Source organism: Sphingobacterium sp. SRCM116780 (genome assembly GCF_021442025.1).
In the GTDB taxonomy this organism is placed as follows: Bacteria; Bacteroidota; Bacteroidia; order Sphingobacteriales; family Sphingobacteriaceae; genus Sphingobacterium.
Genome location: NZ_CP090446.1, coordinates 843,207 through 858,569, shown reverse-complemented (window position 1 = coordinate 858,569; position 15,363 = coordinate 843,207). Strand labels below are relative to the sequence as shown.

13 protein-coding genes are annotated in these 15,363 nt (G+C 35.5%); 8 read left to right on the top strand and 5 right to left on the bottom strand.

Going from position 1 to position 15,363, the window contains the following annotated elements; genetic code table 11:
• Positions 1–6: 6 nt before the first annotated feature.
• Complete coding sequence (locus LZQ00_RS03740) at positions 7–1,698, bottom strand: sodium/sugar symporter (protein WP_234512045.1); 1,692 nt, start codon at positions 1,696–1,698, stop codon at positions 7–9.
• A 188-nt stretch (positions 1,699–1,886) separates the two neighbouring features.
• Between LZQ00_RS03740 and LZQ00_RS03735 the strand changes: the two genes are divergently transcribed.
• A complete protein-coding gene (locus tag LZQ00_RS03735; protein WP_234512043.1) occupies positions 1,887–2,450 on the top strand; it encodes a hypothetical protein in 564 nt (187 codons plus the stop codon).
• Positions 2,447–2,908, top strand: a complete 462-nt coding sequence (locus LZQ00_RS03730; protein WP_234512041.1) for a hypothetical protein — start codon at positions 2,447–2,449, stop codon at positions 2,906–2,908. Before LZQ00_RS03735 ends, LZQ00_RS03730 begins: the two co-directional genes overlap by 4 nt.
• Positions 2,909–2,914: 6 nt before the next feature.
• On the opposite strand, the gene LZQ00_RS03725 is transcribed toward LZQ00_RS03730, so the two are convergent.
• Positions 2,915–4,786 (bottom strand): M1 family metallopeptidase, encoded by a 1,872-nt coding sequence (locus LZQ00_RS03725; protein ID WP_234512039.1) that lies wholly within the window; start codon positions 4,784–4,786, stop codon positions 2,915–2,917.
• A 184-nt stretch (positions 4,787–4,970) separates the two neighbouring features.
• Between LZQ00_RS03725 and LZQ00_RS03720 the strand changes: the two genes are divergently transcribed.
• From LZQ00_RS03720 to LZQ00_RS03705, 4 genes are all read left to right on the top strand, one after another.
• A complete protein-coding gene (locus LZQ00_RS03720) occupies positions 4,971–6,302 on the top strand; it encodes a BamA/TamA family outer membrane protein (RefSeq protein ID WP_234512037.1) in 1,332 nt (443 codons plus the stop codon).
• Between the two features lie 63 nt (positions 6,303–6,365).
• Complete coding sequence (locus LZQ00_RS03715; RefSeq protein ID WP_234512036.1) at positions 6,366–8,447, top strand: TonB-dependent receptor; 2,082 nt, start codon at positions 6,366–6,368, stop codon at positions 8,445–8,447.
• Position 8,448: 1 nt separating this feature from the next.
• A complete protein-coding gene (locus tag LZQ00_RS03710) occupies positions 8,449–8,931 on the top strand; it encodes a GNAT family N-acetyltransferase (RefSeq protein WP_234512034.1) in 483 nt (160 codons plus the stop codon).
• 78 nt (positions 8,932–9,009) lie between these two features.
• On the top strand, positions 9,010–9,609 hold the full coding sequence (locus tag LZQ00_RS03705; RefSeq protein WP_234512032.1) for a hypothetical protein: 600 nt from the start codon (positions 9,010–9,012) through the stop codon (positions 9,607–9,609).
• Between the two features lie 42 nt (positions 9,610–9,651).
• On the opposite strand, the gene LZQ00_RS03700 is transcribed toward LZQ00_RS03705, so the two are convergent.
• Genes LZQ00_RS03700 through LZQ00_RS03690 form a run of 3 tightly spaced genes read right to left on the bottom strand, consistent with a single transcriptional unit; the run spans position 9,652 to position 10,896 of the window.
• Positions 9,652–10,002 (bottom strand): hypothetical protein, encoded by a 351-nt coding sequence (locus LZQ00_RS03700; RefSeq protein WP_234512030.1) that lies wholly within the window; start codon positions 10,000–10,002, stop codon positions 9,652–9,654.
• Position 10,003: 1 nt separating this feature from the next.
• Positions 10,004–10,549 (bottom strand): RNA polymerase sigma factor, encoded by a 546-nt coding sequence (locus LZQ00_RS03695; RefSeq protein WP_234512028.1) that lies wholly within the window; start codon positions 10,547–10,549, stop codon positions 10,004–10,006.
• Positions 10,549–10,896, bottom strand: coding sequence for a DUF6249 domain-containing protein (locus LZQ00_RS03690; RefSeq protein WP_234512026.1), 348 nt, complete (start codon positions 10,894–10,896; stop codon positions 10,549–10,551). Before LZQ00_RS03690 ends, LZQ00_RS03695 begins: the two co-directional genes overlap by 1 nt.
• 106 nt (positions 10,897–11,002) lie before the next feature.
• Between LZQ00_RS03690 and LZQ00_RS03685 the strand changes: the two genes are divergently transcribed.
• Positions 11,003–14,362: a DEAD/DEAH box helicase gene (locus LZQ00_RS03685; RefSeq protein WP_234512025.1), complete on the top strand. Its 3,360-nt coding sequence runs from the start codon at positions 11,003–11,005 to the stop codon at positions 14,360–14,362.
• Between the two features lie 34 nt (positions 14,363–14,396).
• Positions 14,397–15,257 carry an alpha/beta fold hydrolase gene (locus LZQ00_RS03680; RefSeq protein WP_234512023.1) on the top strand — a complete coding sequence of 287 codons (861 nt, stop codon included), beginning with the start codon at positions 14,397–14,399 and terminating at the stop codon, positions 15,255–15,257.
• Positions 15,258–15,363: the final 106 nt, after the last annotated feature.

Sequence of the window (15,363 nt, the reverse complement as noted above, 5' to 3'; positions counted from 1 at the left end):
TCTTGATTACCAATAGATGGAGTATAAAGCGACAACGATCATCAGCACTAATAATGCCCCAACGACAAACCCATTGTGCGACTTAAACATTTTCGCATCGATTTCAAGTCCTTTTGGTACAATACCACGTTTATTGTCAACCAAACTAATAATGATCATGAAGGTGATACAGATAACGAATACAAAACCCATACGATCAATAAAAGGAATTTCATATAGACCAGACGATGGATTTAATACCGAGAATCCTGTACTTGATAAGAAAGATAAGTCTGCCCAACCCGGTAGATTCTTAAAAACAACCGACAGAATAAAACCGCCAATTGTAGCAAACATAGCCGCGTTTGACGTTGTTTTTTTCCAAAAGAAACCCAGAATAAACATGGCAAAAATACCAGGAGAAACAAATCCAGTGTACTCTTGGATATATTGAAATCCTTGTTTTCCCTCTCCCATTAACGACTCTCCCAAAATGAGCGCTAAACCTGTTCCCAATATCATAGAAACGATTACTGCAATTTTACCAACACCAACCAAATTCTTTTCAGAAGCATTTTTGTTGATTGCTTTATTATAGATATCTAATGTAAAAATAGTTGCAATACTATTCGCTTTACCGGCCAAAGAGGCTACTATAGCTGCTGTTAATGCGGCAAAGGATAAACCTTTTAATCCAGCAGGAAGGAGGGTCAACAAGGCAGGATATGCTTTATTCGGATCTTGAGCTCCTGTAGAAGTCAATAGACTAGCAGAGTCAATAGCCCCAAGGTTCTTATTCACGATATAATAAACAGCAATACCTGGAATAACGACGATAATAGGCATCAAAAGTTTTAAGAATGCCGCAAATAAAAGTCCATTTCTTGCCGTTGGTAATGAAGCACCTAAAGCACGTTGGGTAATATACTGATTACAACCCCAGTAACTTAAATTGGCGATCCACATCCCTCCGATCAGCACACTAATTCCTGGTAAATCCATGTAATTTGGATTATCAGTCTTGAAAATCATATGAAAATGCTCTGGAGCGTCGTTATGCAAAGTTGTAAAGCCTTCCAATACACCTTTTCCACCCGATATAATATTTAATGCTAAATAGGTCGCAACAAGACCTCCTAATACCAAGAAGAATACCTGGATAACATCTGTATAACCAATCACCTTCATCCCCCCCAAGGTGATAATGATTGCAAATACGGCCAATAACATAATACATAACGTCAAATCTAAACCTGAAATACCACTAATCGCTACAGCCCCTAGATATAGGATAGACATCAAGTTGACAACAATATAGAGCATAAGCCAAAATACCGCCATAATCATCGCTACAGTTCCATTGTACCGTTGATTTAGGAATTGAGGCATGGTAAATATCTTATTTTTAAGATACACGGGCATAAAAAAGACCGCAACCACAATTAACGTAATGGATGCCATCCATTCATAAGCTGCAATGGCAAGTCCCATTTTAAAACCTGAACCACTCATCCCAATAAATTGTTCTGCAGAAATATTTGATGCAATCAAGGAAGCTCCAATGGCCCACCAAGTTAATGACCCCTCAGCAAGGAAATAATCTTTCGCCCCGTCAGAAGCAGACTTCTTCTTGTAGTATATCCACAAGCCATAAGAAGCAACGATTATAAAGTATACAAAAAATACAATATAATCCTTTGTACTTAAAATAGTATTCATTGATGTAATGATTAAGTTAAATTAGATTTAGTAATGATTTCTGACATTAAATATATAAATATTTCTTTCAGAATTTCCAAAAAATAATAATAAAATCATCGCATAATGGATATGATGAATCAAAAAAACAGGTGACTTTATTATTTGTATGTGAATTAACTTTGTACTTTTGTAAAATAATATCAAAAATGTCCTCAAATAGAGTTATTCGTTATACATCCATATTACTTCTTTTTGTAATACAATTGCTGTTTCTATTCGCTATTTTTAAAGAAAACAGTTCGTCAATTGTCCTTCCATTTTTTATCGTTCTCATTTCTTTTCTATTACTTTTTTCTTTCTTTAGATCGCCAATTCATCACAATAAGCTCGCTTTTGAAAAAGTTTATATCGCGGTATGGGTACCTATCGGAGCAGTCAGTTCCTATTTACTCAATCACCATTTAGGTTTAGGTGCTGTATTTTCAGCAAGTCTTGTTGGCCTGATGGGTGCTTTGATTCCTTATTTAAACAAAAAATCAACTTATTTATCACATTTGCCTGCGGCTATTTATTGTGGTTCCTTTATCGGAATGTCGAGCACAAAAGTGGCACACGACATCTATTTTATTATTGCCGCAAGCATTTGTACAGCTGTTTTGCTGATTATTTCAAAAAGTTTGCTAAATGGAGTGGGTGGAAAATTAGGAACTTTAGCCTTTGCAGGAGTAGCCATTACCTATCTGATATTATTTTTATTCTCTCATTCATGATCCATACAGCAATCCTCATATTTACTGGAATCTTTGGAGGTTTATTAACGTACTATTTTAATAATAAATTAAAGCTTGGTGGGGTTTTATCTTCGTCTCTCCTAACCTGTATTGTCGCAGGAAGTATTCATTTTTTTCCGTCATTACTACCAGAACCATTAGCAAAACATATTCCGTTGGTTTTTATTGGTTCTTCTTTTGTCGGAATGGTGTCCAGCAATCAACTGTCTACTTTTATCGGAGTGGCTCTTTCTGGGTTGGTATACAGCTTAATTTACATCAATACCAGTCAATTTTTTGATGGTTTTGGTGGAGCCTTAGGTACTTCAGCATGTATCTCCTTATTAGTCATCATGAGCATCCCCTATTTAAGATCCAATAAAAAAATGACGCTTGGTTTTTTTCAGCTCCGTAAGATGATTTTTAAGGATAAAAAGAAGAAAAAATCTCTAAAATAATATGGATTAAAGCGCTAAATGATTATCGGCAATTGTATAATCCATAAAGATGTCATTAGCCAATGTAACGTCTTTTACTTGCCCCTTTACCTTTACTTTTAACTCAATTGATTTTTGATTTTTCTCCCAAACCTCAGGTGTGAAATGAACGTTCTCCTTTTGACCGTTTGCATATGTTACAACGACATCAAAAGGAATGACAAAACCACCTACATTATCGATATTCAGGGCTAACACGTTATTTTTCTGTTGCACTTTTGTTAATTTCAAATCGATATAATGATTACTGAAATACCAATTATTCCAAAACCAATTTAAGTTTTTTCCAGCTCCAGTATTAAAGGAATAGAAATAATCCCAAGGTGTTGGATGTTTACCATTCCAGTTATTCATATAATGATGTAAGGCCTTTTTGAAAAGTTGATCTCCTAAATAATCTTTCAGTGCTAAATACGATAAAGCAGACTTGATGTAGGCATTATTCCCATATCCTTTACCACTCAGCTGAGAGGAAAGTGTTATTAAAGGTTGGTCTTCTTCTGAAGATGGGTCTTCAATCCATCCTTTGACACGAAAGTCTTTAAAGAGTTTTTTTGCAGCCTCTTCTCCGTTTTCATCGATACCAATCAGCAGTTCCAAGGCTGTTGCCCATCCTTCATCCATAAAAGCATAACGTGTTTCATTTATACCCATATAAAAAGGGAAATAGGTGTGTGCGATCTCATGATCGACTGTTTGCCTTGCATCCATCAAGTTATCAGGTACACTACTATCATTGACCATCATTGGGTATTCCATATCCGCAAAACCCTGAACAGCTGTCATCGTTGAGAAAGGATATTCTACCCCTGGCCAGTTTTTGGAGAACCAATCAATGCAATAACGCTCCCACCCTACATATTGTTCAAAATCTTTGGTACCGTTCAAATAAGCTGCTTGTACACTGACTCTTTTGTCCTTCAACTGAATACTTGATGCATCCCATACATAATGGTTGCTGAGCGCAAAACAAAAATCTGAAATATGATTTGCTTCAAACTTCCAGGTATTCCAGTCATTTTGTTTGGTGACTTGATTTTCTTGCATTTCTTTCACACTAGCAACAGCAATAACTTCATCTGAAACCAGTGACTTTTGAAAGCGTTCTTGTATTTTTTCTTCTAAAACCTCCTCTGGGTTCAGAAAAGTTCCTGTCGCCCATACCACATAATTTTTGGGAACACGAACTTCAAATTTATAATCGTTAAAGTCCTGATAAAATTCTTGACGTCCATTATGTTCTAACACATCCCAACCATTATAATCATCATATACAGAAATCCGAGGGTATGCATAGGCACAATAATAGGTTCCCGAGTCAATCTGTCCTTCTCGATCACTCTCTGCTGATAACGGATATTCCCATTCCATGTCAACTGTAACAGCTGATTGAGCGGGAATAGCTTCACTCAACTTTACTAAAGAAACGGTTGTCCATTCTTTACTATCGATCAAATATACTTTACCATTCAATTTAAATGACTTCAATTTCAATCCTGAAGTTAGAAAATCTTCACTCGCTCCTAATGCTCTTACAGCGGTTGGTTTGTGTACATTATTGACAAAACGAATAGCAAGATCATTTAATGCATGTAGACTATTATTTTTGTACAGAATACGTTCCTGACCAGACACTATTTTTGTGTCAGGATTAACCGTAACTTGAATAGCATATTGCCCTTTGTTTTGCCAATATTTTGCACCAGGAGCTCCTGTCAAGCTTCTTGTTTCACTTTGATAAGCCAGCTTGATATGACGGGGTGTATATAATTCTTGTGCATTTGCGATCATGCTCCAAGTGAGCACATACAGCAAACTAATTAGAACCTTCATTTTCATATTACTCGATTTTTTGATAAATATAAGTAGTTACAATGCGATAGACAACTTAGACCTTGAGTTTTCCATAAAAATAAGACGTTTAACGATATCATAACTTCTTCTTTTAACTATATTTGCAACACTATTACATGAAGAAAAGCGTTTACATTTTATTATCGTGTAACATGCTAAACCAGAATAAATGAAAAAACCTCTACCTTATTTAAGCATATTCAAAATTATTTTAGCACTTGTGATGTTGATCACTGCAACTTTTGTCAGTAAAACCAGTCAAGCACAAATCAAGTTTGTAACGGATTCTTCTAGAATAGAAACAGATTCTTCTTATGTTATTCATCAAATTGATTCCAACTCCGCTTATCAATACGATATCGCTGATTTATTTAGCAGTATGTTTCATCCGAAACGTCCAAAAAACTTAAATAAAAAACGTTCTGGTCTTACATTGATGCCTGGTATCGCTTTGAATCCGACAATAGGAGCACAAATAGGTATAAAGGGAGTTGCAGGTGTTGTACTTGGCGATAAATCCAATACAACCATGTCTACAGCAGCTTCAACAGCTTCTGTAACAACCAAGGGAATTATGGTATTTTATGTCAGTCACAATATCTATACGCGAGAGAATAAATGGAATATTCAAGGTGGGTGGGCCATCGTGAAAATGGTCAACCCAGATGCTGGGCTTGGAATGACGAAAACATTCTCTGGAGAGACAAATGATGATATACTCACAAATCCAAATAAAGACATCTTTGTCTATAAATACACCTCGCTTAGCATCAATGAAAAACTGTATAAGCGTGTATCAAATAATCTCTTTTTAGGTGCTGGTTTTGCATTCGATATCCGTAGAAATATCAAATCCTCTTCTGGAAACAATGACAATCCAAACTATGTCTATAGCAAACGTTATGGATTTGACCCAGAGCAATATAATTCAAATGCACTATTGTTCAATGTACAATACATGACACGTGATAATCCAAACCGAGCATACAAAGGAATTTATACGGACGTAGGCATTCGGATGAATCAAGAGTGGATGGGTAGTAGCAAAAATGCGTTACAACTAACGACAGATTTTAGAAAATATTTCAGTCTTTCTGATGAAAACCCGGAACATGTACTTGCTTTTTGGAATTATGGTTCTTACCGTATTTCTGGAAGACTCCCCTATCTGGATTTACCTGGAACAGCAAAAGATGCAACAGCCAGATCTGGACGTGGATATACACTTGGTTTTTTCAAAGGCCTATCCTATTTTTACAATGAGGTTGAATACCGTTTTCCAATACTTCGTAATAAATTTCTAAGTGGAGCCACTTTTTTCAATATCCAATCTACGAATAATGATATGGATAGCAGATTGTTTCAATCTTGGCGAGCAGCAGGTGGTGCAGGATTACGTGTTTTATTCAATAAAGCAACTCGAACTAATTTATGTATTGATTACGCCATTGGTGGATATAACCGAAGAGGATTATTTCTAGGACTCAATGAATCTTTTTAAAAACAAACTAAATTAAAGTTTTTTTATATTTTAGGGCTAAATATTTTTTACGTCCTGTACCTTATGTTTGTTTTTAAGTCTGTCTTCTTCTGTTTACTATTCTTGTGTACCTCATCTTTATATGCGCAAGAAATAAAGAAGGATACCCTTTCATCCTATCAGCTAGAAACAGCAAAGGTATCGGGCTATCTTACAGAGCAAGCTTTATTAACAACCGCAAATTCTGTCTCCGTCGTTGGACAGCAGGCAATTAACAGTCAAAACAACTCAAGCTTCCTACCAGGTTTAAATACGGTACCAGGTCTACGAATGGAGGAACGGTCTCCTGGAAGCTACAGATTAGCCCTACGTGGTAGTTTAATCCGTTCTCCCTTTGGTATTCGCAATGTTAAGGTATATATGGATGAGTTTCCGATAACGGATGCTGGAGGGAATACCTACCTTAATATCATCGATCCTGCTTCCATCTCACAAATTGAAGTATTAAAAGGGCCAGATGGTTCTATTTTTGGCTCAAACTCAGGGGGTGTCCTCGTCATGAAACCAAATGGCTTTCAAAAAATAGATAAATCCAAAACGTCAATCAATTTAGCTGGGGGATCATTTGGTTTTGCTCAACAACAACTGTCAACCGTTCAACAGGTAAACCCGAAATATCGGTTTTCCTTTGATCAAAGTTTCACCAGAACGGATGGTTATAGAGAAAATTCTGCATTGAATAAGAAAACATTTCAAACGGCACATCAATGGAATTATATACCTCAAGCCAAATTGAAACTTTTTGCCGTCTATAGTGATTTATATTATCAGACCCCCGGAGGTCTTACGTTTGCACAATATCAAGATAATCCACGTGCTTCCCGCCCTGCTACAGCAACGACTGCCTCTGCTAAAGAACAGAAAGCGGAAATAAATAACAAAACATTCTTTGCTGGGCTATCACATAACATACAGATCAGTAAGAAGCTCAACAATACCACAACTATTTTTGGTTCTTCAACAAAAATTGAGAATCCCGTTATCAACAATTACGAGTATCGAGATGAAAAGAACTTAGGGTATAGAAGTTACTTCTCTTATGTGTCTGAAGATCCGTTGAACTGGCAGGTACAAATCGGAACAGAAGGTCAAAAGGGTTGGTATGATATCGCCAATTATGATAACAATAAGGGAACACCCGGATCTCCACAAGCGAAAGATAAATTAGAGAATTGGCAGAATTTCTATTTTGTACGAACGAAAGTAATGATCGTTAAAAAATGGACAATAGAGGGTGCCATCGGATTAAATCAGAATCAAATTGCTTACAAACAAGTATACCCCGTACTTTCCAACAACAAGGAGCAGATCAAATTTGGGACAGCATGGATGCCCAAAATTGCCTCTTCGTATTTAATTACGACTAATCTTGCCGTACGTGCTTCCATTTCCTCGGGTTTTTCGCCCCCAACAATTGCAGAGATACGATCTTCAGATAATGTGATTAACACAGGATTACGTCCCGAATCTGGTAAGAATAAAGAGATCGGATTACGTTGGGAATGGATGAACCGTCGCATCATCGGTGATTTCTCTTATTATCAATACAACATGGATAACGCTATTATCCGTCAATTAAATGCGGATGGAGTTGAGTTTTACCAAAATGCAGGAAAGATAAAACAAAAAGGAATAGAAAGCGCTATTATGGGTTATATCATCACACCTAATCCCTTACATATTGTACGGTCATTATATATCAATTCGAGCATTACCTATAATGACTATCGATTTTCAGCCTATCAGGTCGGCGATAAAAATTATAGCCATAATAAGCTCACAGCAGTACCCGATTGGATTATTGTTCATCGTATCAACTTAGAACTTCCACATCAATTGGGATTGTATATACAACATAACTTTACGTCTAAGATTCCGTTAAATGATGCGAACACAGATTTTTCAGCTGCCTATCAGCTGTTGCAAGCAAAACTGAATTGGGGTTTTCAATTCTCAACGCAGCTACATGCCCATATATATATGGGTATTGACAATATAACGAATGAAAAATACAGTTTAGGAAATGACATCAATGCATTTGGATCTCGATATTATAATGCCTCTCCTACTCGAAACTTTTTTGCTGGATTAAAACTCACGTATTAATATGCACTTACAAAAACACTATGAAATTAAGGTATTGGAAGCTAATGCAGCCATACCCTATGATTTATTATTACTAGCAGATGAAACAAAAGAAGTAATTGATACCTATATTTTTAATTGTACCAATTTTATCCTCATCGACAAACAATCGGAAACAACAGTTGGCATTTTGGCATTCTTGAAATTAGATGATGACACTCTTGAAATTAAAAATATAGCAATTGCTGTGTTAGCACAATCGCAAGGTCTTGGATCGTATATGCTCAGTCTCTTTAAAGCATATGGACAACAACAAAAATTTAAAAAACTTGTTGTGGGAACTGCTGATGTAGGCTTTGATCAACATCGGTTTTATATGCGAAATGGATTTGAAATGGATCATATTCGCAAGAATTTTTATCTCGACCATTATCCAGACCCCATTATTGAAAATGATTTACAGTTAAAGCATATGCTTGTATTCTCATATTGTTTACCTAACTAGCATTGATATCTTTCTATATAATTTCAACAATTTTCTATATCTTTAAAAAACAAATTTTTAAAGAAAATTAAAATCAACATGGCCAATTTCAATTATCCATTACAATTTCTATTCAAAATATCTACTTTTCATAACGACTTTACCATCAAAGACAATGAAGATCGCACGATCTTTTACGTTCGTCAGAAGATGTTTAAATTGAAGGATGAGATTATGATATTCTCAGATGAAAGCCGTGCGGAACAACAATACGGAATAAAAGCAGATCGTTGGTTAGATTTCAATGCAAATTATACGTTTACGGATACCAAAACGACTGAAATAATTGGTAAAGTAGGTAGAAAAGGAATGAAATCGATATGGAAAGCCAACTACCAATCTTTCAATATCGATAGCCTAGAAGATTATCGAATACAGGAAGACAATGCTTGGGTAAAAGTTGGCGATAGCTTTTTTGGAGAGATTCCTTTAGTGGGTATCTTATCAGGATATGTGTTCAACCCCTCTTACTCGATGTATGATCAAGATGGGAATAAAGTATTACAACTAAAGAAAAAACCTTCTTTCTTTGGTCGTAAATTTACACTAGAAAAATTAGGCGAATTCAAACCACAAGATGAAACCAGACTTATTCTTTGTTTCATGATGATGGTTTTACTCGAACGCCAAAGAGGATAATATGAGTGGAGAAAATATTCGCTATTTTCTCCATCCATTTTCTTATAAGCCTTTTATCATGCGATTCAATTGATACAATTTGACGAGTCTTTCAACAAAGAACAAAATTAATAAGGCGTAGATAAGTTGTGAAACTAACAACGCATTTTCTTGCTGAAGCTGATGTATACTAAAATTATGTAAATAGCTTATCAACAAATAGTTAAGAACCAACCCAAATAACATACCCGCTAAGAAAAAATAGACTCCTTTCTTACGATCTTGCAATATGGATACCGCTTTTTCATCTTCCTTTTCAATGGTCTGCATCACCCGATTTTCAAAATCTGAATAGGGCATTTTAAGCTGACTACTTTTCAGAAGATGCTTCATTAATTCATCTTTATGCTCCATGTTACACAATTGATTTTTTCATTAATTTTTTTAAGATCCCATACATACGCTTACGTGCGCGATGCAGAATAACACGTGTATTTGCATCCGTCCAACCTGTTATCAAAGAAACTTCTTTTATACTTTCTTCTTCTAAATAGAATAAACGTAAAGCCAGACTTTCGTTTGCAGGCAACAAACAAAGCGCCTCATTGATCATTTGACTACGCTCGGTCTCTTCCAATGCAGTGAGTGTACTTTCATCGATTACATCGTCCTCATAGTCGGACTGAAAATCTAACACTTCAATTTTAATCTTACGCAATTGCATAAAAGCAGTATTGACAACAATACGATATAACCAACTGCTAAATTTTGATTGTTGATTAAAACTTTCCAGTTTATGATAACATTTGACAAAAGCATCTTGCGCGACTTCTTCAGCAATCGTTTCGTTTTTCACGATACTCATTGCAACGGAGAAGACCATATCCTGATATTTCTGTAAAAAATACCGAAAGGAATTCCGATCTCCCGACAAGACTTTATCAATATAATGTTGATCCATTAATCTTTATCTTGCTTTGGTTTGTCTACGTATTTCGCAACAATCATCGCCAGCCCCCCACATAACACGACAATCGAAATCCTCAACACCCCATGGATACCTTCATCTTGATATTGTAAAATCAAACCCACAATTAGTAATCCTAAACCAATTCCAACAGCAAAAATACCCCAGCGTAACCAATATGAGATTGGAGATTGCTTCTTGTAAAATTGTGATAAATTTACTCCCGCCTCTATCAACGCCATACGTTCTTTATTTCTAGCTTGAAAATAATAATAAAGCGTAAAAAAGATTGTGCCAAGTAAGGACATCCCTAGAATAGTAACCATTGTTGCATTTCCCATAATCTTATATTTTTCTCATTGGATGCATGAAAGTCTTGAAATGTTACAACAAATCAGCATAAATTTAAAAAAACATTCTCATTCCCTTTTTTTATCTTTGAATAGCATGTATATAAAAGACGCTTCACAACAACATTTAGATGATTTTCACTCCTTTAGGTTCTCCGATATTGATTTTGAAAAACTAGATCGATACAGCTATTTTCCATGGATGGAACATTTATCTGAACTAAATTTAACTATTCAGATTCAAACAGTTAAAAAAAATGAAGGGTATTTTTCTATCCAATCTCTTGGAAGAACTTACATCGTCATTGTTATTTATGAGAACCCAGTGCTTTCTCTTTTTTGTAACTGTTCAGAACAAGAAGAATTTTGCATACATCAACAAGCTATTTTTAATCAAATAATCAAAAAAGATTATTTAGCTCTTTTTTTCACGACATCCGCCTATGAAACCTATTTAAAAAAGATAGCAACAGCATATGGTCTAGAGCAGGAAGAACAACTGGAGGATTATTTTGAAATTCAGTTCTATAATGTTGAAATACAAGTTATAAAAAAACAGGACAACCTGATTGACTCTTCGTTAGCCATTTTAAACACTTCCAATATTACAGAGCTGAATAAAACAAAAAAGGAAATACAACCGCAAACAAACATACTAGTCCTCAAAGAACATAAGTACTATAAACATCCACAAGTATTCCTTTACCAATCTACTCGAGCGAAGAATGGGGGACTAAAAAGTCCGCTAGAACAAATATCTAGTGAAGCGCTTATTTGGAAAAGTAAAGATATGGCTGAAAGTCAATTTTTTACCGCTTTATATTTTCTGGGTCAGAATACATTAGAAGATAGCAATCAACAAATTTTAGCTTTCAAAAATATACTTAAAAATCCGCTTGGTCTGGAGATATATAGACATGATAAATCGATATCTGAAAATGTAAGCGTATCTGCATTGACACAAATTACACTGCGAAGTATACCAAAAACGATTCGCATTGAAGTAGATAAATCAGATCATTTCTTTCAGATTCGAAGCTTTATAGAAGTTGCAGGACAAGTACATCCTTTACAAGAATTACCGATCGTACTCGATTACTTCATCCAAGTTCAACAACATTACTACTTCATTGAAAATGAACACATAAGTGCACTTTTCAAACTTTTCAATACCCAAGAAGATCACCTCAAAGTACATCAATCCAAATTTGACGACTTTAAAAAGAATTTCTTGGATCGTATGGAAGAGATCGTAGAAGTAAAATACCTCCATATACCTCTGGCAAGTCCCAAACAAATTAAAGATCAGCAGTTCTATGCAGATACGGAAGCAATTATTTACCTAGAAGAATCTGGGGATTACATCAATTTAATTCCAACCATGCGCTATGCTGATGTGGAAGTCCCTACGCGCAGTAAACGTGCTATTTTCGGAATAGATGAGAATGGTAAAAAATTTCTAGTCAGTCGAAATTTGGAAGCAGAGCTCCAAATCGTCAGTTTGATTATTAAACAGCATCCGTATTTCGAAGAACAATTGGAGGGAGAATTTCAACATTTTTATCTCCACCGTAAACATTTCCTCGATCAAGACTGGTTTTTAAATGTTTTTGAGGAATGGCGAAACCATAACATTTCAATTATTGGGTTTAACGAAATAAAAGCAAATAAGCTCAATCCCTTTAAAGGTAAAATAACGATTCAAGTCCTCAGTGGACAAAATTGGTTTAATGTGCAGGTCGATTTGCGTTTTGGTAAAAGTCGCGCGTCTCTTAAAAATCTACAAAAAGCCATTCGCAATAAATCGAAGTTCATCACCTTAGACGATGGTACTTCGGGTATATTACCTGAAGAATGGTTAAGTAGGTTTGAACATTTCTTTTTAGCAGGAGAATTGATTGATGACACTTTATTACAAATAGCGGAAACAAATTACAGTGCTATCGATCAATATTTTGAAGAACAGTGGCTCTCACAGGAAGCCAAAGAACGATTGGAACAGATCAAAACCAAAATCAAACAGATTGATCAAGTGCAACCTGTGGTACTTTCCAACGATTTTGCAGGCACATTACGTGATTATCAACAGGATGGTCTCAATTGGCTCAATTTTCTAGATGAATTTAATTTTGGAGGATGCTTGGCTGACGATATGGGACTGGGAAAAACAATCCAGATTATTGCCTTTATCTTGGATCAAAGGAGAAAAGTCAAAAACAATTGTAACCTGTTGGTTTTACCCACTACTTTGATTTTCAATTGGAAAAATGAACTGGAGAAATTTGCACCTTCGATCCCCTACTTGTTATTACAAGGTGCTGATCGTCAAAAAAACAGTGCTGATTTTGATCAATATGAGTTGATCGTCATATCTTATCACAACCTATTGACCGATATCAATTATTTAAAAAAACACGATTTCAATTATATCTTTTTAGACGAGTCACAGCAAATCAAGAACCCCAACTCACAACGATACCAAGCTGTTAGCAAATTAAAATCACGTAACCGAATCGTGATTACGGGTACACCTATCGAAAATAGTACGATGGATTTATTTGCACAATTGTCGTTTGCGAATCCTGGACTCTTGGGATCCAAAAAATATTTCCAAGATGTATACACAACACCCATTGATGGATTCAGTAATAAAAAAAGACTGGAAGAGTTACAACGAAAAGTAAAGCCATTCATCTTACGTCGTACGAAAAGTGAAGTCGCAAAAGAATTACCTCAAAAAAATGAGCTGATCCTTTATTGTGAAATGAAGCCTGCTCAAAGACATATCTACGATACTTATGAAAAGGAATTTCGAGAATTTATCTCGGCAAAAGATGGTGATGATATTCGAAAAAGTCCGATGCATGTGTTAAAAGGATTGACCAAATTGCGTCAGATATGCAATTCTACAAAGCTCTTAAAGTCGGAAGATTTAACTGTTGAACAAGATGCCTCTAAAATCGAGACCCTTGTTGAACAAGTTGTCGATAAAAGTCCTTATCAAAAAATCATCATCTTTTCGCAATTTGTCAGCATGTTGAATTTGATTGCAACAGCTTTAGAAAAACAGCATATAGCCGTATTGAAACTAACAGGACAGTCAAAGAACAGGCAACAAATCGTAACGCAGTTTCAAGAAGATGAAGCACAACGGGTGATACTCATCAGCTTAAAGGCAGGAGGAACGGGATTAAATCTAACTGCTGCAAGCTTAGTCTATCTGGTCGATCCTTGGTGGAATCCTGCTGTCGAAACGCAGGCGATTGATCGTGCTTTCCGTATCGGTCAATCCAAAGAGGTAACCGCCATACGCTTGATCTGCCCCAATACCGTGGAAGATAAGATCATGAAACTGCAAGCCAATAAAACAGCAATTGCCGAAAACATCATTTCCGCTACACATAATCCTATTGCTGATTTTATGGATAAAGATCGATTATTAGCATTATTTCAATAATATAGCGAGTCTACTTTTCGTTTAAGGAGCAACTATGAAAAAATTAAAACAAATCATCACGCATTTAAAATCTTTAACATCTGTTTCTGAACAAGAATATATTGATTTGATGTGGCCCTATATCTGCTATTCACCAAAAATGCCTTTGAGACATCATCAAGAACAGCTACTGCAATTCGCTTCAAAAGAATGGTTGGTCGTTCAAGATGAGTTTTTCAGTAAACGCACATTATCTTTCCCTGTTTATACTTGGGGAACAGGAGAAAAACTCATTTTACTGACCCATGGATGGGGATCGAAAGCAGCAGATTTTTCTATGTTAATCGAAAAATTGATTCTTCATCCTGAGTTTACCATTATTGCTTTTGATGCTCCTGGAAATGGAGAAGCTGAAGGAGATCTTTCAAATCTAATTTTATATATAGAAGCTGTTCAAGCGATTATAAAAAAGCATGGTGCACCCTGGGTTACTGTCGGTCATTCTCTTGGAGCAATGGCCAATGTTGCGGCCTTGGCTAATTTAAAATTAACAGCTTCATTAATCATCAGTTTAACGCCGCTAGTGAAATTAAAAGAGAATTTTGCTGCGAGTATGGATTTCGTTGAAGTTCCTCCAGAAATTCAACAGCTATATTTTCAAAATTTTGAAGAAAGGTTCAATATGAAAATAACCTACTTTGATTTGAACACCTTATTCCAATTTAAAGCTATTCAGCAGCATTTGGTTATTTACGATAGCGAAGATAAAATCGCTCCATACCCTTATCTACAATCCTTTCTATCTAAATTTCCTGAGACAGTTTCCATTGATTTCAAAGAAACTGGGCATGAAAGAATATTAAAATCTACTGCAGTAAATGATTTACTGTTGGATAAAATAATGCATTTACTGTAATCAATGCAAAACTAAGATGTAAAGGAGTGTTTACATTTGTAAAAATCAAGGTGATATAAATTGAATAAATTGTTAAAAACTAGGTAGATTTATTCGGTATTAAAGC